Origin of the sequence: Desulfovibrio sp. ZJ200 (genome assembly GCF_011039095.1) — a bacterium.
Lineage (GTDB): Bacteria > Desulfobacterota > Desulfovibrionia > Desulfovibrionales > Desulfovibrionaceae > Desulfovibrio.
The window spans coordinates 14,594-37,840 of sequence record NZ_JAAKEH010000006.1; the positions used below are offsets into that span (position 1 = coordinate 14,594).

At 62.8% G+C, this 23,247-nt stretch carries 18 protein-coding genes; 7 read left to right on the forward strand and 11 right to left on the reverse strand.

Annotation, left to right across the window (positions count from 1 at the left end; translation table 11 throughout):
• The first annotated feature begins 658 nt into the window (after positions 1-658).
• From G7Y52_RS03020 to glmS, 3 genes are all read left to right on the forward strand, one after another.
• Complete coding sequence (locus G7Y52_RS03020) at positions 659-2,290, forward strand: sigma-54-dependent Fis family transcriptional regulator (protein ID WP_165065845.1); 1,632 nt, start codon at positions 659-661, stop codon at positions 2,288-2,290.
• Between the two features lie 339 nt (positions 2,291-2,629).
• A complete protein-coding gene (locus G7Y52_RS03025) occupies positions 2,630-4,552 on the forward strand; it encodes a SurA N-terminal domain-containing protein (protein ID WP_165065848.1) in 1,923 nt (640 codons plus the stop codon).
• A gap of 132 nt (positions 4,553-4,684) precedes the next feature.
• Complete coding sequence (glmS, locus tag G7Y52_RS03030) at positions 4,685-6,511, forward strand: glutamine--fructose-6-phosphate transaminase (isomerizing) (protein ID WP_165065851.1); 1,827 nt, start codon at positions 4,685-4,687, stop codon at positions 6,509-6,511.
• Positions 6,512-6,690: 179 nt separating this feature from the next.
• On the opposite strand, the gene G7Y52_RS03035 is transcribed toward glmS, so the two are convergent.
• The 7 genes from G7Y52_RS03035 to rpmE all read right to left on the reverse strand — a co-directional run bounded on the left by G7Y52_RS03035 (position 6,691) and on the right by rpmE (position 13,122).
• Positions 6,691-7,356: a methyltransferase domain-containing protein gene (locus tag G7Y52_RS03035; protein WP_165065854.1), complete on the reverse strand. Its 666-nt coding sequence runs from the start codon at positions 7,354-7,356 to the stop codon at positions 6,691-6,693.
• 110 nt (positions 7,357-7,466) lie between these two features.
• Positions 7,467-8,015: an NADPH-dependent FMN reductase gene (locus tag G7Y52_RS03040; protein WP_206215176.1), complete on the reverse strand. Its 549-nt coding sequence runs from the start codon at positions 8,013-8,015 to the stop codon at positions 7,467-7,469.
• Positions 8,016-8,364: 349 nt separating this feature from the next.
• Entirely contained in the window at positions 8,365-9,864 is a 1,500-nt protein-coding gene (locus tag G7Y52_RS03045) for a flagellar hook-basal body complex protein (protein WP_165065857.1), read from the reverse strand.
• Between the two features lie 232 nt (positions 9,865-10,096).
• Positions 10,097-10,516, reverse strand: a complete 420-nt coding sequence (locus G7Y52_RS03050) for a rhodanese-like domain-containing protein (RefSeq protein ID WP_165065860.1) — start codon at positions 10,514-10,516, stop codon at positions 10,097-10,099.
• Positions 10,517-10,613: 97 nt separating this feature from the next.
• Positions 10,614-11,684 (reverse strand): peptide chain release factor 1, encoded by a 1,071-nt coding sequence (gene prfA / locus G7Y52_RS03055; RefSeq protein ID WP_165065863.1) that lies wholly within the window; start codon positions 11,682-11,684, stop codon positions 10,614-10,616.
• A gap of 222 nt (positions 11,685-11,906) precedes the next feature.
• Complete coding sequence (locus G7Y52_RS03060) at positions 11,907-12,821, reverse strand: DUF1385 domain-containing protein (RefSeq protein ID WP_241159576.1); 915 nt, start codon at positions 12,819-12,821, stop codon at positions 11,907-11,909.
• Positions 12,822-12,909: 88 nt separating this feature from the next.
• Complete coding sequence (rpmE, locus tag G7Y52_RS03065) at positions 12,910-13,122, reverse strand: 50S ribosomal protein L31 (protein WP_165065868.1); 213 nt, start codon at positions 13,120-13,122, stop codon at positions 12,910-12,912.
• A gap of 292 nt (positions 13,123-13,414) precedes the next feature.
• On the opposite strand from rpmE, the gene G7Y52_RS03070 reads away from it, so the two are divergent.
• Positions 13,415-14,215 (forward strand): TlyA family RNA methyltransferase, encoded by an 801-nt coding sequence (locus tag G7Y52_RS03070; RefSeq protein WP_165065871.1) that lies wholly within the window; start codon positions 13,415-13,417, stop codon positions 14,213-14,215.
• Positions 14,216-14,317: 102 nt separating this feature from the next.
• Here G7Y52_RS03070 and dinB read toward each other — a convergent pair whose 3' ends face one another.
• The 4 genes from dinB to hemW form a co-directional block, all read right to left on the reverse strand.
• A complete protein-coding gene (gene dinB / locus G7Y52_RS03075; RefSeq protein WP_165065874.1) occupies positions 14,318-15,526 on the reverse strand; it encodes a DNA polymerase IV in 1,209 nt (402 codons plus the stop codon).
• A gap of 194 nt (positions 15,527-15,720) precedes the next feature.
• Complete coding sequence (locus G7Y52_RS03080) at positions 15,721-17,421, reverse strand: cation:proton antiporter (protein ID WP_165065877.1); 1,701 nt, start codon at positions 17,419-17,421, stop codon at positions 15,721-15,723.
• Positions 17,422-17,425: 4 nt separating this feature from the next.
• On the reverse strand, positions 17,426-17,845 hold the full coding sequence (locus G7Y52_RS03085; RefSeq protein WP_165065880.1) for a secondary thiamine-phosphate synthase enzyme YjbQ: 420 nt from the start codon (positions 17,843-17,845) through the stop codon (positions 17,426-17,428).
• A 183-nt stretch (positions 17,846-18,028) separates the two neighbouring features.
• On the reverse strand, positions 18,029-19,288 hold the full coding sequence (gene hemW / locus G7Y52_RS03090) for a radical SAM family heme chaperone HemW (RefSeq protein WP_165065883.1): 1,260 nt from the start codon (positions 19,286-19,288) through the stop codon (positions 18,029-18,031).
• Between the two features lie 199 nt (positions 19,289-19,487).
• Here hemW and G7Y52_RS03095 point away from each other — a divergent pair, with 199 nt between their 5' ends.
• From G7Y52_RS03095 to purN, 3 genes are read left to right on the forward strand one after another with little or no spacing between them, the layout of a single operon-like run.
• Positions 19,488-20,993 carry a leucyl aminopeptidase gene (locus tag G7Y52_RS03095; RefSeq protein ID WP_165065886.1) on the forward strand — a complete coding sequence of 502 codons (1,506 nt, stop codon included), beginning with the start codon at positions 19,488-19,490 and terminating at the stop codon, positions 20,991-20,993.
• Positions 20,990-22,522 carry a uroporphyrinogen-III C-methyltransferase gene (gene cobA / locus G7Y52_RS03100; RefSeq protein ID WP_165065889.1) on the forward strand — a complete coding sequence of 511 codons (1,533 nt, stop codon included), beginning with the start codon at positions 20,990-20,992 and terminating at the stop codon, positions 22,520-22,522. Before G7Y52_RS03095 ends, cobA begins: the two co-directional genes overlap by 4 nt.
• A 7-nt stretch (positions 22,523-22,529) precedes the next feature.
• Positions 22,530-23,204 carry a phosphoribosylglycinamide formyltransferase gene (gene purN / locus G7Y52_RS03105; RefSeq protein ID WP_165065893.1) on the forward strand — a complete coding sequence of 225 codons (675 nt, stop codon included), beginning with the start codon at positions 22,530-22,532 and terminating at the stop codon, positions 23,202-23,204.
• The last annotated feature ends 43 nt before the right edge of the window (positions 23,205-23,247 follow it).

Sequence of the window (23,247 nt, forward strand, 5' to 3'; positions counted from 1 at the left end):
ATTGAATAATTTTGCGGATAAATGCGCAGTATATATTTATCTGCATAACTATATTAAATTGGCATATCTATTTTTTTAACAGAGTATGTATTCCTGCCGTAGTTTTACTGCAGATAGACATACATTATTAACAATGCTAGTATTTTTACACGCTTCAATACAGGCAAGATTTGTGCCAAACGAGATAGGTTTTTTAACCATCTGAATTTTTTATTGTTCCCTGTTTCACAATGTTTGTGCATTCAATGAGCTGCGCGGCTGGTGAACATTTTTGTCGGTATTTCAGCAAAAACTGCTCTTATGCGGGAAGAAAAGGGATCAGGCCTTTACCAACCGCTCTGACTTAATAGTTTTGCTGATAAATGCGCACCATATCTTTATCGTTATACCTATATTAAATTTGTATATCTATTTTTTAACAGATTATATATTTCTACCGCAGTTTTACTGCAGATAGACAGGCATTGTTAACAATGCTAGTATTTTTACATGCTTCAATACAGGCAAGGTTTGTGCCAAACGAAATCGGTTTTCTAACCGTCCGAATTTTTTATTGTTCCCTGTTTCACAATGTTTGCGCATTCAATGAACTGCGTGGCTGGTGAGCATTTTTGTCGGTATTTCAGCAAAAACTGCTCTTATGCGGGGAGAAAGTGTCATGTCGGATCGAAACGATGGCGTCAGTCTGGACAGCCCTCTGCCGGCCGTGGCCCAGGTCATCCGCCATTTGTCGCGTCTGGTGCCCGGAAAAATGGATCGCAACGCCTTTTTCCAGATCCTTTCCCGGCAATTGCGCGCCTTGTTTCACTACGATCGCTTCTGCATCTACCTCTATGATTCGGAGCGCGAGCTTCTGAATCTGTTCACCACCGCAGACGGCACGGTTGTGGAATTTTTTTCCAACACCCGCATTGTCAAAAATACTGTGGCGGGTCTGGCTATAGCCTCGCGCAAGCCTGTGGTGATTAATGACCTGTCCGCGCAGGATTTTGGGGACGCGCAACTGCCTCTGGCAACCGTGGGGCTCAACGCCACCATTGCTCTGCCCCTGATTCTGAATCGGGAAGTGATCGGCACGCTGCATGTCTCTTTTGTGCGGCAGCCCGAGCATGTGGTGGAAATTCTCAATTTTCTTCTGGAACTTTCGCCGATGCTGACCACGTTTTTATACGCGGTGCTGGTCGAAGAGCGAGCCGCCAATGCCCGCACTGCCAGGGAGCAGCCCGGCGCGGAAGACGGCACCGGCAACGTTGTGCTGGAAAACCGCCTGCTGGAAACCCGCGACATGGCCGGGGTCATGTCCGTGGCGCGCAAAGCGGCCCAACTGCAGATTCCCGTGCTGATCACCGGCGAGACCGGCACCGGCAAAAGCATGCTGGCCCGTTGGCTGCACCGGCACAGCCCCCGGCGGGCGGCCAACTTCGTCAAAGTGAATTGCCCTTCGCTGGCCCCGACCCTTTTTGAAAGCGAGATGTTCGGCTACGCCAAGGGCGCGTTTACCGGCGCGCACGCCAAGCGCATCGGCCGCATTGAAATGGCGCAGAAAGGCACCTTGTTTCTGGATGAAATAGGCGAGCTTTCGCCGGACATGCAGAGCAAGCTTTTGCAGGTCATGGAGGAAAGCTCTTTCGAGCGGGTGGGCGAGGCTGTGCCCGTAGGCGTCGACATCCGGGTGCTCTCGGCCACCAACATCGATCTGCCCCAAGCCCTGGCCCGCGGCCTTTTGCGGCGGGATCTCTTTTACCGGCTGGCCGCGGTGATTTTATCCATGCCTCCCTTGCGGCAGCGCAAAAACGACATCCCTTTGCTGGTAAATTATTTCACCACCCAGTTTTCGCGCCAGTGCGAACTGCGGCCGCCGCGTCTTTCCAAGGCCGTGCTGAACGAATTGTATTGCCATGACTGGCCCGGCAATCTCCGTGAGCTGCGCAATGTGATTACCAAGATTCTGCTGCATTCTCTGGACGCGCCGGTCACTGCGGATTTCGTGCGTGAGACCCTGCACGAATGGGACTGGACGCATGCGGGCAACGAGCCGGAAAGCGTGCTCCCGCCAGCCGCCCGGGCCGGGGAGACAGGGGGGGGGAATCCGTGGCCGGAACAGCCTGCGAAAAGCGAGAATGCCGTTACCCTGGTCAGTCTGGAAGAAAATGAGCGCAGGCATATTGCACAGGCCCTGCGCCTGACCGGAGGCCGCCTTTCAGGCCCGCGCGGGGCCGCGGCGCTGCTCGGCATCCCCCGCTCCACCCTGCAGCACCGCATGTGCAAGCTGGGGCTCAGACCGCTCTGACGTGGGGAGCGGGCCGTGGCAGCGCCATAATGCCAGGGGCTGTCTTTACCTTGCCTGCATTACGGATAACGGCAGCATCCGCAAGCCGTTTGGCGCTCCCCCGACCTGCTGGTCCGGGCAATGCTTTCGCGCACCGCCAGGGCAGGCTCTCTGTATCCGCCCTGTACATGCCTATCCCGTTCTTGAGTTTGTGCGCAATTCCACCTATAAGAAGAGCTTCTCCCAGAAGCGGCATGTCCCGGGCATGACCTGTTCCTGTGCCCGGCTTGCCCCGGTCCGACGAAAATGCGGCCGGATATGTACAAAGTTCCTGGGAAAATCTCGCATTCCGGAGTACGCATGCTCGATTATATCCGTTCCAATGCCCAGTCTTTCGGCGTCAAACTGGCGTTCGGCATCATTATTCTGGTGTTTGTGTTCTGGGGCGTGGGCAGCCTTACCGACAGGGGCGCAGTCAATGTGGTGGCCGTGGTCAATGGGGAGCCCATTCTTTTTCAGCAGTTTGAGCAGGCGTATCGCAATGCGGAAGAATCCATCCTGCGCAACAATCCCGGCGTGACCCGCGAGCAGCTCAAGGAACAGCATTTGGGCCGCCGTGTTTTGCAGGATCTTGTTCTGCAGGCGCTCACCGCGCAGGAGGCCCAACGCGCGGGCATTTCCGTGACGCCGCTGGAACTGCGGTATGCCGTGGGCCAAAACAAGGCTTTTCAGGATGCGCAGGGCCGCTTTGATCCCGAGGCGTACAAGCGCGTGCTGGCCGCGCAGCGCATCAGCCCTGCCCAGTACGAGCAGGACATCAGCAACAGCCTGCTGCGGGAAAAAATCTTCGCCCTGGTCACGGCCCCGGCCTGGGTGGACCCGTCCGAAGCCCGCAACCGGTATAACTTTTTGCGGGAAAAGCGCGTAGTGGACTATCTGTTCATTCCGGCCAGGGATTTCGCTGCCGGCTCCAAGCCCACGGAGCAGGAAGTAGCGGCCTATTATGAAAGCCACAAGCAGGAATTTGCCATCCCGCGCAAGGTGGACGTGGAGTATGTGGCAGTGAAGCCCGAGGCCCTGGTCAGGCCCGAGAGCATCAGCCGCGCGGCGGCCGAAAAATGGTACGCGGACAATAAAAATCGCTTTGAAGAGGTCGAGCAGGTCAAAACCGCGCACATTCTGGTGCCGTTACGCCAGGATGCGCCGGCCGATGAGGTGAAAAAGGCCGAGAAAGAGATGGCCGCCATTCAGGCCGAGCTTAAAAGCGGCAAGGATTTCGCGGCTGTTGCCGATGCCCGTAACAAAGCCAATGCCGCCGGTCCCGGCGGTGAGCTGGGCTGGATCGCGCGCGGCAAAACGGTCAAGCCCTATGAAGACGCGGCCTTTGCCCTTGCGCCCGGTCAGATTTCAGAGCCGGTGCGCAGCCCGTTCGGGCTGCATCTGATCAAGGTGGAAGCAAAGAAGCCCGCCGGTCTCAGGCCCTTCACGGAGGTGGAAACCGAGGTGCGCCAGGCGCTGGCCCAGGAACAGGGCGTGGATAAACTGCACGATGTGCTGGACAGCCTGATTGAAGACAATATTCTGGGCAAGGATCTGAGCGCCAGCGCGGCCCGCTTCGGCCTCGCGGCGCAGCGGACGGGCCTTGCGGATCAGGCCGGGCTGGAGAAAAAACTGAACCTTGCCCCCGAAGCCGCGGCCACGCTGATTGCCACGCCCGCGGGCGCGCCCGTGGATACCGCTCTTGAAGCCGGCGATCAATACCTGGTGGCCAAGGTCATCACCTCTGAACCGGCTTCTACCCGGCCGCTCGACGCGGTGAAGGAGACGATCACAGCCGCCCTGACTTCGGAAAAAGCCCTCAAGACGGCCATGGAAAATGCCGCGGCCCGCCGCAAGGAGCTTGCTGACGGCGAGTTGTCTGAGGCGCTCAAAAAGAGCTTGCATTGCAAGACCGCTCCGGCAATGGAGCGGGGCGGCGCGCTGGCGGATTTCGCCCCGGATGCGGCCCTGGCTGAAGCCGTGTTTGCCGCCCGGCCGGGAACCTGGCTGACTGCGGCTTTTGCCGTGAACGGCACGACCGGGGGCCCGGGCGCGCTGCTCGTTCGGGTGGACGCGGTGCAGCCGCCGGACGCCGCGGAATGGAGCACCGTGCAGGATCTGATGCTCAACGGCGTCACCCGTGAGCGGGTGGACGGCCTCTATCAGGCTTTTCTGCAGAATCTTGTTTCCAAAGCCAAAGTGGAAGTGGTCAATCAGGATGTGGTGGATCGCAAGGATATGTAGAGCGTTTTGCTCATGAAATGAGCTAAATGCTCCAGTGACGCGACCTTGATTTTTTTTCGCGTCAAAGGCTGAGAGCGGCATCAGCATCGGGATTTTGCCGCACGGTCAACGCGCTCTGTTCCAGGAGGAAATATGTGCGGAATTATCGGCTACGCGGGGCACCGCCCGGCAGTGCCTGTCGTGGTGGAGGGCCTGCGCCGCCTGGAATACCGCGGCTATGACTCGGCGGGCGCGGCTTTTCTCCGGCAGGGCGGACTGCGCGTGGTGCGGGCCGAGGGCAAACTGACGGCTCTGGAAGAAAAGCTCGCGCAGGAAGCCGCAATTACGGCCACCTGCGCTATGGGCCATACCCGCTGGGCCACGCACGGGGTTCCGGCCGAGCGCAACGCCCATCCGCATCTCTGCAATGACGGCTCCCTGGCCCTGGTGCATAACGGGATCATTGAAAACTACCAGGAAATCAAGGCGGAACTCAGGGCCAAAGGCTATGTCTTCCATTCCGAGACAGACACTGAGGTGTTGATCAACCTGATCGCCGAACGGCGCAAGAGCGAGCCGGATCTGCTGCACGCTTTTGCCGCGGCCCTGCGCGAAGCGCGCGGCGCGTATGCCGTCTGTCTGATGAGCCGCGACGAGCCGGAAAGCCTCTATGCCGCGCGCATGTCCGCGCCGCTGATTTTCGGCCTGGGCACGGGCGAGAATTTTGTGGCTTCGGATATCCCGGCTTTTCTGCCCTATACCCGTCAGGTGGTCTTTCTGGAGGACGGCGAGCTGGTGCGGGCCACGGCCACGGGCTATGACATACTGCGCCTTGCGGATTTGAGCCCGGTGGAGCATGCGGCGCAGACTATCCAATGGGATATGCAGGCCGCGCAAAAGGGCGGCTACCGGCATTTTATGCTCAAGGAGATTTTCGAGCAGCCGCGCGTGATTGCCGACGGGCTCACAGGGCGGATCAACGCCCCCGGCGGCCGCGTGCTCCTGCCTGAGCTGGATCGGCTCCCCGTGCCGCGCCGCCTGCATATTGTGGCCTGCGGCACATCTTTTCATTCCGGGCTCTGGGGACGACATTTGCTGGAGCATTGGGCCGGCGTGCCCACGCAGGTGGAAATCGCTTCGGAATTCCGCTATCGCGAGACCCTCTTGCTGGACAGGCAAGATATGGTGCTCGTGATCAGCCAGAGCGGCGAGACTGCCGACACCCTGGCGGCCCTGCGCATTGCGCGGGAGCAGGGCGTGACCGTGCTCGGGCTGTGCAATGTGGTGGGATCGTCCATCGCGCGCGAGGCCTCGGCCGTGATCTATACCCAGGCCGGGCCGGAAATCAGCGTGGCCTCCACAAAAGCCATGAGCAGCCAGATGCTGACGCTCTCGCTCATGGCCCTGTATTGGAGCGGCCGCAACACTACCCTGCCCGAAGATCGGCGCCGCGAGTTGATCGGACGGCTGGAATCTCTGCCCGCCCTGTTGCGCGACGCCCTGCCCGGCATGCACGAACGCGCGCGCGAGCTTTCGCGCAAGTACGCGCAGGCCCGCAACTTCTTTTACCTGGGCCGCGGGCATTGCTACCCCCTGGCCCTGGAGGGGGCGCTCAAGCTCAAGGAGCTTTCGTACATTCATGCCGAAGGTTCCGCAGCAGGCGAGATGAAGCACGGGCCCATTGCCATGATTGACCCGTCCTTTCCCACCTTTGCTCTGGCCCTGGACGACGCGCTTTTTCCCAAGGTGAAATCCAATATTGTGGAAGTGCAGGCCAGACAGGGCAAAGTCATTGCCCTGACCAACCAGGGGCTGGATCTGGCGGTGGATGATCCCTGGATTATCCCCGCGCTGCCTGCGCCCCTGGCCGCTTTTGTCGCACTGCCCGCGCTCCAGCTCTTCAGCTACGAAACCGCGGATTATCTGGGCAAAGACGTGGACCAGCCACGCAACCTGGCCAAGAGCGTGACAGTGGAATAGAGCGTTTTGCTTTTGAAATTGAATAATTTCAAAGGGATACTGCTTGAGCGGCGCACAGTGGCTGGGGGCCATGAGGAGTCGCAGGCAAAGGCGTCGGAGTCGTCTGCGTTTTTTGGAGGCTTGAGGCCAATCACTCTACTGCGGGGCGGCTGGGCACAGCAAGCCTGCAAAGATTCGTTTCAAGGCCGGAAGCGCTCAACGCGCGCCGGGGGCAGGTTGCGGAGGACCATGGCGCGTGTTTCCCGTGAACAACCGGCGCGGGCCAGAGTCGAGCGCCCCCACAGCGCGTAGGTAAACTGAATTATGCAGCCCTGCCCGGCAGTCACCTTGCGCATTTGCTCCACAATGGCGTTTTGGGCAGGCGCGGGCAGACTCAACAGCGGCAGGGAGGAAACGACCGCGCTCACCGGGCGATCCGGGGGCAGATAGTCGCCAAGGCGCGCGGCGTCGCCCTGGATGATGGCAAGCTCCGGGAAACGCGTGCGCAGCAAACGGCAGAACGCGGGCAGACGTTCAATAATGATCAGCCGTTCAGGGGCGATGCGGGCTCGCAAAGCCCTGGTCACGGCGCCGGTGCCCGCGCCCAGTTCCACCACCAGCCCATCGCCGGGCGGAACCATGGCCGCCATGCGCCGGGCAAGGCTGATGCCGCTCGGGCATACAGCTCCCACGGCGCGGGGCGCGTGCGCCCATTGCGCCACAAACGCGCCCGCGCGTTCAAAACGGGCCAGAAAAGGGGCCTTGGACAAACAGGGAGTCACTGCGTGCAGGGCCTGTCGGCTCAGAGCCTGGGTCAGAGCCAACAGGCGGCCCTGAGTCGCCTGCGCACGAGAGAGCATTTTCATCCGTTCCCCTTCCGCTGTTTTACAACATGAGAATGTTACAGAGCGTATGGGCAGGCGCGGCGTCAGCAATGCGTCAACCGGCTGCCGGCGGTATGGAGCCACAGAGAGCGTCAGTCTCTTTCCAGCAAACGCGTCCAGTCCGCAAGGGCTTGCATGAGCTGGGCCACCTGTTTGGTCAGGGCCTCGCTCTGTACATTGCCTTGTTGGTCAAAATCCTGGCCGAAGGCGTTGGAAAAGAGCTCGGGCTTGTTGAGCAAGCGCAGGTTCAAGTATACGCAGACCTGACGGGCATGGTACTGGCTGCGGGCGGTGCCCATGCCGCCGCCTGCGCCCAGCAGGCAGGCGGGTTTGCCGTTGAGCGGCGCCAGGTTGGGTTCCCGGGAGAGCCAGTCCAGGGCGTTCTTCAGGGCCGGAGACATGGAGTAATTGTATTCCGTGGCGGCCAGCACCAGAGCGTCGGCGGCAGTGACCTGGGCGATCAGATCCCTGGCAGACTGCGGTTTTTCAATATCTTCATTATAGAAAGGCAGCGCTGACAGATCCGCAATTTCCATGCGCACGCCTTGGGGCAGATGCGACGCGCAACAACGCAACAGGCCTTTATTGCGCGAGGCCTGGCGCAGACTGCCTGCAATGCCGACAAAAGTGAGACTATGCATAATACACTCCTTATACTGTCGCTGTTACTGTGCCATACTAACATTGTTCTTGCCGAAAGCCCAATACCTCTTCGTTGATATTTTCAGACCGGATAGCGGCGCAGGCCCGGAGGCGGGCAAAACCGTCAAGCCTGCCGAGTGTTGAGCGTTCAGCTGAATCTTTTGAGATCGAAGAGAACGGCGCCGCTGAGCCGTTTGCGCGTAAAGCCGGCGGCATGGAGCCTCTGCCGGCTTTATGTCTGGCGCTGTCGTCCTGTTCCGTCAGGGGCGGCTCTGCCGCAAGGGCCGGAACGACGCGAGCGGCGCGTTTATAGAGCATTTTCAAAGAGAAAATGCTCTAGCAAAACGCTTAGCGCTTGAGCTCCATGGCCTTTTGCAGCATCTGATCCGCTGTGGTCACGACCTTGCTGTTGGACTGGAAGCCGCGCTGGGTGACGATCATGTTGACCATCTCCGTGGCCATGTCCACATTGGAGGTTTCAATATTGTAGGCGACCACGGTGCCGTAGTTTTCCGTGCCGGCCACGCCCATTTCCATATCCCCGGTCTCGGGCCCGGCGGAAAAGAGATTGTTGCCTTCCCTGCGCAGGCCGTCCTCGCTGGTGAAACGGCAGACCGGGATCTGCCAGAGGTTCTGATTCTGGCCGTTGGAAAAGCGCCCTTCCACAGTGCCGTCGGCCAGAATGCTGATCCTGTTCAGCAAGCCCTCGCCGTAGCCGTCCTGCCGGGAAAGAACCGTGGCGGACGCGCCTGTGCTGCTGAACACGGTGGCGTCAGCGGCGCGCACGGCTCCTTCGCCCAGGGAGGGCAGCAGGTTTTGATTGACGCCCACGTCCGCGGCCGAAGCCGGAGCATTTTGCCAGCCCCCGGCCGCGCTGATGCCGAAATTAATGGTCATGGCCGCCCCGTCCAGGGTCATCTGGGGCAAGCCCCCGGACAGGGTTGCAGGCGTCCAGTCCGCAAGATTCTTGCTGCCCTCCGTGCTCGGGGTAAAGGCCGACATGTCCGCAAGCTCGCCCTTGCTGTTGAAACTCAGGGTTCCACTCATGAGCAGCCCCTGCCCGGCGGGCGGCGTCGTGCCGTCCTCGGTCGCGGCGGCTTTGGTGGCGATCACATATTCCACCACCGAACCCGGGCCGGCGTTGGGGGCTTTGTCGAAATAGATCGTGGCCTGTTGCGTGCCGCCTTCGGCTCCGTAGAGCGTGATGCCCTGCGAATAGCCATAAGCCCCGGGCGCAAGGGGGGGGGCTGCCGTGGCGTCGTACGCGCCGAGCAGACTGAAATAGGGGCTGGCGGGATTCTCGCTCCTATTGGCGTCAAGCCCCAGCGTGAAGCGCATATCCACCTGACTGGTGGCCTTGGCGGGCATTGTGGCGAATTTGTCGATTTGGACCTGCTGCAAGCCGCCCAGGCTGCCGTCCTCATTATATTTGTAGCCGTTGAGGGCCAGGCCCGCGGGCGTGCGCAGCACGCCCTGGTTGTCGGGACGGAAATTGCCCGCGCGGGTATAAAAAAGATCCACGCCGTCCGTCACCTGGAAAAAGCCCTTGCCGTTGAGAGCCATGTCCGTGACCGTATTGCTGGATTCCATGCCGCCTTGCCTGAAGAGCGTGCGCACGCTGTCCACCTGCACGCCCTTGCCGGTCTGGCCCAGGGCCACGCGCGAATCTTCCTGCGCGTTCCACCACTCGCCCATGCCGGCCTGACTGGTGTAAATCAGGTCCGAGAACAGGATGTCCTGCTGCTTGTAGCCGATGGTGCTGACATTGGCGACGTTGTTGGTGATGACCTGCATGCCCTTGCTCAGGGCCTTCATGCCCACGGCGCCGATAAAGAGTGCCGAATTCACGCTGCTGCCTCCCGAAAAAAACGGGCAAAGGGAAAAAACTTCCTCTTTGCCCCAAATAAGCAGTATTCATGCCAGGCGCCTGCGTCTTCTGCCTGCGCCTTTTTCCGGAGCCGGATCACAGCCAGATGCGGGATGGCGGCAGGATCTGCCCCTGCAAATCCTGCCGCCATCCCGCATCGGAACGTGGGCGCCGCCTGCGCGGCGAGAGGTACAAAACGCAGCGCGCCGCAGCTTATTTTTCCAAAGGCAGACCGGCCTTTTGCCAGGCTTCAATGCCCTCACTCATATGCAGGATATGGGCCGCTCCGGCTTTGCTCATGGCCTCATACGCTCCGGCCGAGCGCTGCCCGGCGCGGCAATAGAGCAACACAGGCCGGTCTTTGGGCATGGCCTCCAACTGGAGGTCAAAACGACCGCCGAAAAAATCCATATTCTGCGCGCCGGGCAGATGCCCCTGCCGAAACTCCCCGGGAGTGCGCACATCAATGATCATCAGGCCCGCGGGCGGGGATTTGAGAAGCGCCGCCGCCTCCTGCACGCTGACGTCTCTGGCCGAAGCGTCCGTTGCCGGAAAGAGCAGACAGAGCAGGACCGCAAGCCCCGCCAGGGCGCGCAGAGGCGCGGCAAACAGCCACGAATACGAAGCACGCATGGTTTATCTCCGTTGGGATATATGCTGTTAGAGCGTTTTGCTCATGAAAGGAGCGAAACGCTCTAATTTTATTGGCAAAACGCTCCAAAAAGAAATATCAGTCCTCGGCCTGAGCCTTGAGCGCCTCGGTCTGGGCGGCTGTGGACAAGGCCTCAAGAAGCGGGGTCAGCTCGCCCTCCATGATCCGATCCAGGGAATACAGCGTCAGGTTGATGCGGTGATCCGTGCAACGGCCCTGCGGGAAATTATAGGTGCGGATGCGCTCGGAACGGTCGCCGGAACCCACCTGGGCCTTGCGATCGGCGGAAAGCTCGGAATTCTGGCGCTCACGCTCGGCGGCCAGAATGCGCGAGGCCAGCACTTTCATGGCCCGGGCCTTATTCTTGTGCTGGGATCGCTCGTCCTGGCAGGTGACCACGGTATTGGTGGGCAAGTGGGTGATGCGCACCGCGGATTCGGTCTTGTTGACGTGCTGGCCGCCCGCGCCGGAAGCGCGGTAAATATCAATGCGCAGATCCTCGGGCCGGATTTCCACGTCCACTTCCTCGGCCTCGGGCATGACGGCCACAGTGGCCGCCGAGGTATGAATGCGCCCTTGCGCCTCCGTGGCGGGCACGCGCTGCACCCGGTGGGTACCGGCCTCAAACTTGAGGCGGCTGTAAACCCGTTCGCCGGAGATCAGGCAGATGATTTCCTTGTACCCCCCGGATTCGGAAGGAGATTCGCTCAAAATCTCCACTTTCCAGCCTTTGACCTCCGCATAGCGGCTGTACATGCGGAAAAGATCGGCCGCAAAGAGCGCGGCCTCCTCCCCGCCGGTGCCTGCCCGGATCTCCAGGATCGTGTTTTTTTCATCCAGGGGATCAGTGGGCAGCAAGGCTACCTTGAGAGCCTGCTCCAGCCTGGGCAGCTCTTCCTCGGCCTTATGGATCTCCTCCTGGGCCAGGGCCTTGAGCTCCGGGTCTTCCTCGTGCAAAAGCTGCTTGTTGTCGGCAATCTCCTGAAGCAGCGCGCGGTGGCGGCGAAAAAGCTCCACCACCTCGCGCAAATCCGCATGCGCTTTGGCCAGCTTGCGGTAGTGCTCCTGATCGTTGAACACATCGGGCTGGGCCAGAGCCTCTTCCAGCTCCAGAGATTTTTTTTCAAGGCCTTCCAGTTTGGCAAACATGGGAGCTCCAGTCAGAATCTGAAATATGCGTGGCAAGAAGCGCGGAACCGACCGCCAGAGGCGCTCGTTCCATGCGCGCGGGCGGGCGCGGCGCTCCCGTATGCGGCAGGGAACGCAAGCGCGCCGGGCAAAGGCAGCCGTACCGGCACGCCGCCACACGATCCGGCATGCGTTGGGCAAGCCCGGGCCGCGCGTGCGCAGCCGTCTTCAGCACAGAGCGCTTTAGCCAACCGTATAGGGCGCGGTGCGGATATTCTCTCCGGCTTCCGGGCCCAGGGCCTCGCGCAAGGCCACCACAGCCACGTCCAGTTGCTCCCGATCCGGTTCATAGGTGGTCAGGCGTTGCAGCGCCAGACCCGGCGCGCGCAGCAGATAAGCCCAAAAACCGTCGGGCAGACACGCCGCATAGCGGATCAGCTCATAGGCCAGGGCGCTGATGGGCGCCATCAGCAGCAGCTTGAAAGCAATGGTCAGGCCGTGCTTGGCCACAAGGCCCTGGGGAGTGTGCACCATCAGCAGCAAAGGCACCAGAACCGCGTGCAGAATAATGGAAATGCAGATCACAAAGAGCAGAAAGGTGGTGCCGCAACGCGGATGCAGACGGCTCATGCGCGCGGCTTGCGCCGCGCTGACTTCGCCCCCTGCCTCAAAGGCATGAATCGCCTTGTGCTCGGCGCCATGATACTGAAACACGCGGCGAATATCCGGCACAAGGGAGATCAGCCAGATATAGCCCATGAAAATGCAGCACTTGAAAAAGCCGTCCCAGAGGTGGAAGGAGAGACCCTCCACATCGCCGCCCAGATGCAGCCAGAGCATAATCAGCGAGAGCAGATGCGGGGCCACCACAAACAGGCCAACGGCCATGAGCAAAGCCAGCCCCAGGGTCAAGGCCAGATGCCAGCCCTCCAGCTTTTCTTCCTGGGCGTCCGCCGTGGCCTCCACCGAGCGGTTCAGGGCCTGAATGCCGTTGACCAGGGTTTCCAGCAAAACCGGAAAACCCCGCAGAAACGGTTTTTTCAGCCAGGGATGCCGCGTCAGGGAAAACCAGGGCAGGCGTTGGGCGCGTATGCCGCCGTCAGGGAGGCGCACGGCCAGAGCATACGCGTCGCCATTGCGCATCATCACGCCTTCCATGACAGCCTGCCCCCCCACAGTGGGGCAGGCTGCCCGCAAGGCAGCCATGCCGGGCAGCAAAGAGCGCCGCATGTCCTTCGGCCCGCGCCTATTTCTGCTCAAATTTGGCGTACTTTTTGCGGAAGCGATCAATGCGTCCGGCCGTGTCCAGAAAACGCTGCTTGCCCGTAAAGAACGGATGGCAGACCGAGCAGACTTCCACATGCACTTGTTCGCCCCTGGTGGAGAGCACTTGCTCCTCATGGCCGCAGGCGCAGGTGATGGTTGCCATGTACACTTTGGGATGGATGCCTTTTTTCATCGCAGAACCTCGTCGCGGCAGGCCGGACCTGGCCCTTGCTGCGGCCCGCGTTGCCGGAATGCGCCGGAACGGGGCGGACCTTTACGGACGCCGCGCAATGTTTGCCCGTCCGACAGGAATATCCGGACAGGGAGAGACTATCTAACGCTTTTTATAGCGGTTGGCAAGTGCGGGGCAGTGTGGGAGCAGGGAATGCAGCGCAATCCCACCTGAGAGGGGCGACCGGAAAAAAATATGCCGCTTCGGCACAACCGTCATTGCCAGCGCCGCGCCGAGCGGCTATATCTGCCTCATGCCCAAAACTTCCCGTCAGCGCGCCGACCAACTGGTTTTCGAGCAGGGCCTGGCTGAAAGCCGGGAGCAGGCCCGCCGTCTGATTATGGCCGGCAAGATCGCGCTTGCCGCAGCCGGGCCCCACGGCGCGCCGCTTGTGCCGTCGGGCGCGCCCCTCGCGCTGGTGCCCAAACCCGGGCATCCCTATCCGGACGGCACGCGCTTCGCGCTTCTGGAGGGCGAGCGCTATGTCAGCCGGGGCGCGTACAAGCTGCTGACGATTCTGGACCGGTTCCGCCTGGATGTGCGCGGCTTTGTCTGCCTGGATGCCGGGGCTTCCACAGGCGGCTTCACGGATTGTCTGCTCCAGAACGGCGCGGCCCGCGTCTATGCCGTGGATGTTGGACGCAATCAGTTGCACGAAAAACTGCGCGCTGATCCGAGAGTGATCAATCTGGAAGGCATCAATCTGCGCCGCGCCCTGCCGACGCTGATCCCGGAACCCGTGGATCTGGTGGTGGCCGATGTTTCCTTCATTTCCCTGACGCTGGCGCTGCCGCCCTGCATGATCTGGCTCAAGCCCGGCGGTCTGGCGGCCGTGCTGATCAAGCCGCAGTTCGAGCTGGGCCCGGGCGAAACGGTCAAAGGCGTGGTGCGCGACGCGGTCGCCCGCCAGCGCGCCGTGGACAAAATTCTGGCCTTTTGCGCCGCCAGCCTCGGCCTGACCTGCGAGGGGGTCCTGCCCGCCGCCATCAAGGGCCCCAAGGGCAATCAGGAGTACATGGCCCTGTTCCGGCTTTCGCATCCCGCGCAGCCGTGACGCCTTCCCCGCCGCTCCAAAGCCGGCCGAAGGCGCGCCCATAGAGCGCGCTTTACCTGCAAATGCCCATGCCGGACGCCTGAAGTCGCCTTTTCCCCTGCGTCATTTTTTCTCTTTGGAGTCAGGCGTAAACAGCCTGCCGCGCTGTACAGCGCTTTTCCCGAAACGGCCCCGCAACCGGTCCAGGGCTTGATCCAGCTTTTGACGGCGCGCCTCTTCAGCGGGATCACGCCTTGCCGCAGCCTTGCCCGCGGCCTGCGGCAAAGCCACGCCCGGCAAAAAAAGCTGGGCCGGGGTCTCGTCAAAGCCGGAAACGCCCAGACCGATCAGGCGCACGGGCTGAGGCAGCGCAAGCGCCTCCAGAAGTTCGCGGCCTGTTTCAAAAATGGTTTGCGTGCTGTTGGTAGCCTCGGCCACGGTGAGCGAGCGGGTGATCTGGCGGAAATCCGCAAACTTGACCTTGAGCGTGACGGTGCGGCCGCTGAGCCCGTGCCTGCGCAGGGAAGCGCCGATCCGCTCGGCATGGGCCATGAGCATGCGGGCCAGAAACTCCCTGTCGCGGGTATCCTGCTCAAAGGTGCATTCCGCGCTCTCGCTCTTCATGGGATGCGAGGGCTCCACCGGGCGCGGATCAATGCCGCGGGCCCGCTCAAAGAGCACCCGGCCCCATTTGCCGTAGCGGCCTGCCAGAAATTCCAGGCTGTAGCGGCGCAACTGCTCCACGGTCACAATGCCCAGATCCCGCAGACCGACCGCCATGCGGCGCCCCACGCCCGGCAGGCGGCCCACCTCCAGAGAGCGCAGAAAAGCATCCATTGCCTCTGGCCGCAGAATGAACACGCCGTCGGGTTTGTTCACATCCGAGCAGATCTTGGCCAGAAACTTCACGGGCGCGGCTCCCACCGAGCAGGTCAGGCCGCCCGTGACCTCGGCCACCCGCGCCTTGATCCGGGCAATGAGCTCTTCCGGCGGGCCGAACAGACGCTCCAGGCCCGCGGCGTCCAGATAGGCCTCGTCAATGCTGGCCGGTTCCACCAGGGGCGAGAACTCGCCCAGAGCCGCCATGATCAGGCCTGAGATCTCCGCATAGCGGCGACGTCGGCCGCGGATGAAAATGCCCTGCGGACAGAGCCGCCGGGCCGTGACAACGGGCATGGCCGAATGCACGCCGTATACCCTGGCCTCGTAGGAAGCCGTGGAAACAACCCCGCGCAGGCCGCCGCCGATGATCACGGGCCTGCCCCGCAATTCCGGGTTGTCCATCTGCTCCACGGCAGCGAAAAAAGCGTCCATATCCAGGTGAATAATCATGAAAACGTCCAGCCGGCACGTCAGAGCGTTTTGCTCATGAAATCAGCTCAACGCTCTAGAGCAGATTACCTTTGACTTTTTATGAAAGTCAAAGGTGGCATTCAGGCGAAAAACGCGGTTTTCGCCTGAATGTACGCCGCGTTGCGGCGGCTGCCGCTTTCGCGTCAGCAGAGCATTTTCAAAGTGAAAATGCTCTAATCCAGCTTTTCCCGCAGGCGGGCCAGCTCCGTCTGCACATAGGCGTCCGGGGCTCCGAGATCGCGCAGCAAAAATTCGGACATGGTCAGGGCCACCTCGCGCTCGCCGCTGAATACCTCGGTGACGCCCATTTTCCGCAGGGCGCGGGCCTCATTCACAAAAGCCGTGTGCACCAGAATACGGATGCCGGAATTGAGCGAGCGGGCAATGGGCGTCACCTCGCGGGCCGGAATGCTCGGCGTGGTCAGCAACAGCGCTTCGGCATGCTCCAGCCCGGCCTCGCGCAGCACTTCGGCCTGCCCGGCGTCGCCGTGCACAGCGGGCCGGCCCTCTTCTCGCAGCATGCGCGCCGTGTCGATGTTGTTCTCCACCACCACCGGCGTGATCCCGTTATGGATCAGGATGCGGCAGAGATTGCGGCCCACCGGGCCGTAGCCCACGACCACCACGCGGGGCGTTGCCGCATCCTCGGCCGGGAGGGATTGCGGCGGCAGGGGCGACTGCGACAGAAAAGCCGGGCCGTGTTTTTCCAGCCAGCGGGCCATGCCCTTGATGCGGCGGTACAACAGCGGGTTGAGCGTAATGGAAATAATGGCCGCCGGAATGATCGCATTGTTCACGGCAGCGCCGAACAGGCCCTCGCTGATCCCGAGCGCGGCCAGAATAAAAGAAAACTCGCCGATCTGCCCCAGGGCCACGGCCACGGAGAGGCTCAGGCGCAACGGTTGTTTGAATGCCGTGGTCATGATCAGCGCGGCCAGGGGTTTGATCAGGATAATGATCCCCAGGGTGACCAGCATCAGGGGCCAGTCGCTGAGCAGCGTCACCGGATCGAAAAGCATGCCCACGGAAACGAAAAAAAGCACGGCGAACGCGTCGCGCAAGGGCAGGGCCTCGGCCGCGGCGCGGGCGCTGAAGTCGGACTGCCCCACCACCATGCCCGCCAGAAACGCGCCCAGCGCCATGGACGCATCGAAAAAGAGCGCCGCAGCCACGGCAATGCCCAGGGCCAGGGCGATGACGGCCAGGGTAAAGAGATCGCGCGCGCCGGAGCGCGCCACATAGCCCAGAAAAATCGGGATCAGCTTCTGGCCCACCACCAGGGTGAATGCCGACAGCGCGGCCAGCTTCAGCAGGGTCAGGCCCAGGGCCGTCCAGAAATTGCCGCCGGGCGAGAGCACGGCGGGCAGGAGCACCAGCAGGAGGATGGTGAAAAGATCCTCCACCACCAGCCAGCCCAGAGCCACATGCCCGGTGCGGGTATGCAGGGCGTGGTTGTCCGAAAGCACGCGGGTCAGCACCACAGTGCTGGCCACGGAAATGGACATGCCGAACACTGCTCCGGCCAGGGGCGAAAAGCCGAACAGGGACAGGATGCCCATGCTCGCCAGGGTGGTCAGCGCGATCTGGGCCAGGGCCCCGCTCAGGGCGATAGCGCGCACTGCCAGCAAATCCTTGAGGTGAAAATGCAGGCCGACGCCAAACATCAGGAGAATAACCCCGATCTCCGCGCATTGCCGGGCCGTGGCCGCGTCGGCCACAAAACCCGGCGAGTGCGGCCCCACGATCATCCCGGCCAGCAAATAGCCCACCAGGGGCGAAAGACGCAGTTTCTGGGTGATGAAACCCAGCACCAGGGCCGCGGAAAGGCCTCCGGCCAGGGTCAGGATCAGGGTCAGTTCATGGGGGGCGCTCATACTCTCAGCTCTCTTCCGCGCCGGGCAGCCATTGCAGCCAGAGGGAACGGCGGCGCGGCCCGTCGCCCTCGCACAGATAGACCGCCTGCCAGGTTCCCAGACAGAGCCGGCCGTCCTCCACCAGAAGCAGCAGGGACGAGCCGTGCAGCGAAGCTTTGATGTGGGCGTCACTGTTGCCTTCGGCGTGGCGATAATCGCCGTCTTCCGGCACAAGGCGGCTGAAAAACGCCAGCATGTCGCGCCTGACGTCCGGGTCCGCGCCCTCGTTGACGGTCAGGCCGCAGGTGGTGTGCGGGCAGAACAGGGCCAGCGCGCCGTGCAGCCAGGCGCGCTCCTCGGCCATGCGGGCCGCAAAGGCGCGCAGTTGCGGCGTGATGTCGCACAGTTCGCAGCGGCTGCGGGTGGCAAATTCAAGCGTATGCATGCTCTTCCTCAACATATATATTCCAATAACGTGGAATGCGTCATCTAGAGCAGATTACCTTTGACTTTTTATGAAAGTCAAAGGTGGCATTCAGGCGAAAAACGCGGTTTTCGCCTGAATGTACGCCGCGTTGCGGCGGCTGCCGCTTTCGCGTCAGCAGAGCATTTTCAAAGTGAAAATGCTCTAGGCTGACGGCCAGACCACGGCCTGAACCTCGGGGCCGTCCTCTGCCGTCAAAGAAGCGGGCAACGGACTTGTGCCGGGCGGCAAAGGCTGCTTGAGCGCGTTCTCGGTGCGTTCAAAAAGGTTGGCGAGGATTGCATTGGAGACGAGCATGCCGCTGCGGGTCAGGCGCAGATAGCCGTGCCGGATGCGGATCAGCCCGTTTTCGTGCAGGGCCTGGATCAGGCGCTGGTGATCGCGCAGAAAGTCGCGGCCCGTCAGCTCGCGATAGGCTTTGAGGCGCAGGCCGCGCGCCGTGCGCAGGCGCAGCATGATCAATTCCAGCACGCGCAGCCTGGGCGTCAGTTTTTCCGCCTCCTGGTCCAGGGAGCCCTGGCGGGTTCTGGCCTGCCAGGCTTGCTGGCTCGCGGGGTTGGTCCAGCGCCGCCCCAGCATGGTGGAGGTGGCCGACGGCCCCAGGCCCAGATAATCCGTGCCCTCCCAATAGCCCATATTGTGCCGGCACTGAAAGCCCATGCGCGCGAAATTGGAAATCTCGTAGTGCAGATAGCCGCGCTCTTCCAGAAAGGCCGCGCCTTCCATGAACATGATGTTCTGATCCCGCTCCGGCGGCAGCGTGAGCCGCCCTTCCTCACAATCCAGCTCCAAAGGCGTGCCCGGCTCCAGCGTCAGGCCGTAGGCGGAAATATGATTGGGCTCCATGCGGGCCACGTCCTTCAGCGTTTGCAGCCATTGGCGCACGCTCTGGCCGGGCAGGCCCCACATCAGATCCACGCTGATATTGGCGCAGCCCGCCTCCCGCGCGGCAAAAGCCGCATGCAGGCTGTCCTGGGCCTTGTGCGGCCGCCCGAGGGTGCGCAGCATGGTCTCGTCCAGACTCTGAATGCCGATGGACAGGCGATTGACGCCCGCGCTCAGATAGCGGGGCACGCTGTCCCGGCCGCGCAGGGATTCGGGATTGGCTTCCAGGGTGACTTCCGCCTTGGGCGCAAGCCGGAAATACCTGGCCAGCCGCTCCAGCACAATGCCCACAATGCGCGGCGGCAGCAGGCTGGGCGTGCCTCCGCCAAAAAAAACGCTCTGCACCTCGCTGCCGCCGAACCGGTCGCCCCAGTGCGCCAGCTCCAGCAGCAGGGTGTCCACATAATCGCGCACCACGGGCGAGCCCGCGGCTTCCACGCCGCGCCCCAGCGGAATGGAATGAAAGGCGCAGTAGCGGCAGCGCGTGCGACAGAAGGGAACATGAATATAGACGAGCATGGGTAGTTTCCGTTGCCAAAAACATGGCCTCCGAACCGGGAGAGCTGCAAGGATTGTGCCTGACGCAAAGATACGCTGCTGAAGGCATTCCCAGGATTGCCCTGCCCCACGTTACGCCGCGCTTGGCAAAAATGCCCGCGCGGCGTATATTCTCGGGCGATCATAACAACAATGCCGCTTTACAGGGCGAGGAGAGTACATGGATATACGTTTCCAGAACCTGGGGCCCGAACACTGGAAAGCCCAGGTCATGCTGGCTCCGGCCTGCCAGGGCGAGGACATCTTACACCAGTGCCCCGAACTGGACAAGGCAGCGCCCTGGCTGGCCGTGGCGCCGGCCCGGCGCGATTTCCAGGGCAAAAACGGCGAATTGGCCCTGTTCCACGGCCATCCTGATTTGCCGGTGCCGCGCGTGCTGGCCGTGGGCCTGGGCCCGCGCGAAAAAGCGGATGCCGCCGTGCTGCGCAAGGCTGTGGCCGCGGCCGTGCAGCGCTGCCGCGAGCAGGGCTTTGCTTCGATCCTTTTGCCGGAGCCGGCCCTGGCGCGGCTGCCCGGAGGCCCGGAGCGCCTGGTGGAGGAAAGCGTCTGCGCGGCCCTGCTGGCGCTGTACCGCTTCACGATGCTGAAAAAAGCCGAAGCGGATGAACCGGTCGATCCCCAATGGCTGGCCCTGGGCTTTGACGGCCAATCCGTGCCCGACGGCGCGCATGCGGCTGCCCGCAGGGGCGAACGCGCGGCCGGGGCCATCTGCCTGGCCCGGGATCTGGCCAATATGCCCGCCAATTTGCTCCCCCCCGAAGCACTGGCCCGGCGTGCGGCGGAACTGGCCAAAGAATGCGGCTTCACCTGCACCATACTGGAGAGCGACGCCCTGGCCGAGCAGGGCATGGGCGCGCTTTTGGCCGTGGGCCAGGGCTCGGCCCGGCCGCCTTGTCTGGTGGTGCTGGAACACGCGCCCCAGGGGCACGAGCAGGAAAAACCGCTGATATTCGTGGGCAAGGGTCTCACCTTCGACACGGGCGGCATCTGCCTCAAGCCCGCGGCCAACATGCAGCAGATGAAATGCGACATGAGCGGCGCGGCCGCCGTGCTGGCGGCCATTGCGGCCCTGGCCCGCGAGGACGCGCCGCGCCGGGTCGTGGGCCTGCTGGCCTGCGCCGAAAACATGCCCGGCGGTCGGGCCATGCGCCCCGGCGACGTGGTGCGCGCGGCCAGCGGCGACAGCGTGGAAATCGTGAATACCGACGCCGAGGGCCGACTGGCGCTCTGCGACGCTCTGGCCTACGCGCAGAAACAATGGACGCCCGCGGCCGTGGTGGATATCGCCACCCTGACCGGCGCCTGCGCCGTGGCCCTGGGCACGGAAGTGGCCGGATTGTTCTGCGACGACGCGGCCCTGGCCGAGCGGATCGTTGCGGCAGGCGGGGCCTGCGGCGAGAACTACTGGCAACTGCCGCTCTGGAAGCCCTATGCTGAAAGCCTGAAAAGCGAGGTGGCGGACATCTGCCACATGGGCCCGCGCGAAGGCGGCGCCATTAATGCCGCGCTCTTTTTGCAGCATTTCCTGCAGAAGGGCGTGCGCTGGGCCCATCTGGACATTGCGGGCGTGGACTGGAACGCCAAAAAAACGCCGCTCTGCCCTGTGGGCGCGTCGGGCTTCGGCGCGCGCACTCTGCTGGAACTGGCCAGAGGGGGCGTGCAATGAAAGTTTTTCTCCTGGGAGCCGGCCCCGGCGATCCCGGCCTGCTGACCCTCAAGGCAAGGGACGTTCTGGCCCGTGCCGACGTGGTGATCTATGACGCGCTGGCCAACGAGAGCCTCTTGCGCCATGCCCGGCCCGAGGCCGAATTGATCTATGTGGGCAAAGTGGCGGGCAATCATGCCCTGCCGCAGGCTGAGATCAACGCGCTTCTGGTACGCAAGGCCAAAGAGGGCAAGGTGGTGGCCCGGCTCAAGGGCGGCGATCCCTATATTTTCGGGCGCGGCGGCGAGGAGGCCGAGGAACTGCTGGCAGCGGGCGTGCCCTTTGAGGAAGTGCCGGGCATCAGCAGCACCGTGGCCGCCCCGGCGTATGCGGGCATCCCCCTGACCCACCGTGATTTGGCCTCTTCCGTGACCATCATCACGGGCCACGAAAATCCGGACAAAGCCGGTTCGGCCCACAACTGGCAGGCCCTGGCCCGCAGCGCCTCCACCCTGGTCTTTGTGATGGGCATGAAAAATCTGCCGCACATCGCCCGCAACCTGACGGCCGCGGGCCTGGACCCGCGCACCCCGGCGGCTCTGATTTACCGGGGCACCACCCCGCAGCAGCGCAGCCTGGTCGCAACTCTGGCAGAACTGCCCCAGGCCGCTGCGGACGCGCATTTCACCAATCCCGCGGTCATTGTGGTGGGCAAGGTGGCGCAACTGCATGACACATTGAACTGGTTCGAGCAAAAGCCGCTTTTCGGCGCAAGCGTGGTGGTGACCCGCGCGCGGGAGCAGGCCAGCGGCCTGGCCCGCAGCCTGGCCGAGCTGGGAGCCGAGGTCATCCAGTGCCCGACCATTGAAATCCGGCCTCTGCCCGACTACGCGGAGCTGGACGCGGCCGTGGCCCGCCTGGCAAGCTATGCCTGGGTGATTTTCACCTCAGTGAACGGGGTGCGGCACTTCTGGCGGCGGCTGGACAAGGCCGGGCTGGACAGCCGGGCCCTGGCCGGATGCAAGGCGGCAGCCATCGGCCCGGCCACGGCCGAGGAGCTGGCCCGGCACGGCATCCGCCCGGATTTCGTGCCCGATCGCTATGTGGCCGAGGGCGTGCTGGAAGGCCTGCTGGCCCGGGAGGCCGGCGCTCTGGCCGGGAAACGCCTTTTGCTGCCGCGCGCGGCCAAAGCCCGCGACGTGCTGCCCAGGGAGCTGCGCAAGGCCGGGGCCGTGGTGGACGTGATCGCGGCTTACGAAACCGTGCCCGCGGCCGCCCGCAAGGATGAGGTGCTGGCCCGGATACAGGCGGGCACGCTCTCCTGCGTGACCTTCGGCTCTTCCTCCACGGTGGAGAATTTTCTGGCTCTGATTCCGGCGGCTGTGCTCAAGGCGCATCCGGAGGTGCAACTGGCGGCCATCGGCCCGGTGACGGTCGAAACCCTGCGCAAAAACGGGCTGGACTGCCACATCCAGCCCGGGGAATATACCATCCCGGCCCTGGTGGAAGCCCTGAAAGACAGACTTGCAACGCGCCCGGCGGCGCACTGAGGAGCCCATGCCCCTGAAGATAGCACTGCTTGCCTCTGGCGGCGGCACCAATGCCCAGGCCATGATCGACAAGGCCGCAAGCGGCATTCTGGATGTGGACATCCGCCTGATCGTTTCCAACCGGCCGGGCGCGGGCGTGATCGGGCGGGCCCGCAAGGCCGGGCTGCCCTTTCTCGAACTGGATCACACGGCCCATGCCGACCGGGAGAGCTTTGACCGCGCGCTGCTCGCCGCCCTGCGCGAGAGCGGCGCGCAGCTCATTGTGCTGGCCGGGTACATGCGCCTGCTCACGCCCGCCTTTCTTCAGGCCTTTGCCGGGCAGGTGGTCAATATTCACCCGGCCCTGCTGCCCAGTTTTCCGGGCGTGCGCGGCGGAGCCGACGCCCTGGCCTACGGGGTGAAAATCTCGGGCTGCACCGTGCATTTCGTGGAGGAAAAGGTGGACAGCGGCCCGGTGATCATCCAGGCCGCCGTGCCGGTCAACGCGGGCGAAGATCCGGACAGCCTGATGCGGCGCATCCACGCCCTGGAGCACCGCATTTATCCGCAGGCCCTGCAATGGCTGGCAGAAGGGCGGATCAGTGTGCGCGGCCGGGAGGTGCGCCTTGCGCCAGGCAAACGCCAACGGCTCGCGCCGGACGGCGACTGGCTGGTCTGGCCGCCGTTGGAAGAGGGCTTTTAGAGCGTTTTGCTGCTGAAATGAGCTAAACGCTCTGGCAGGGCGA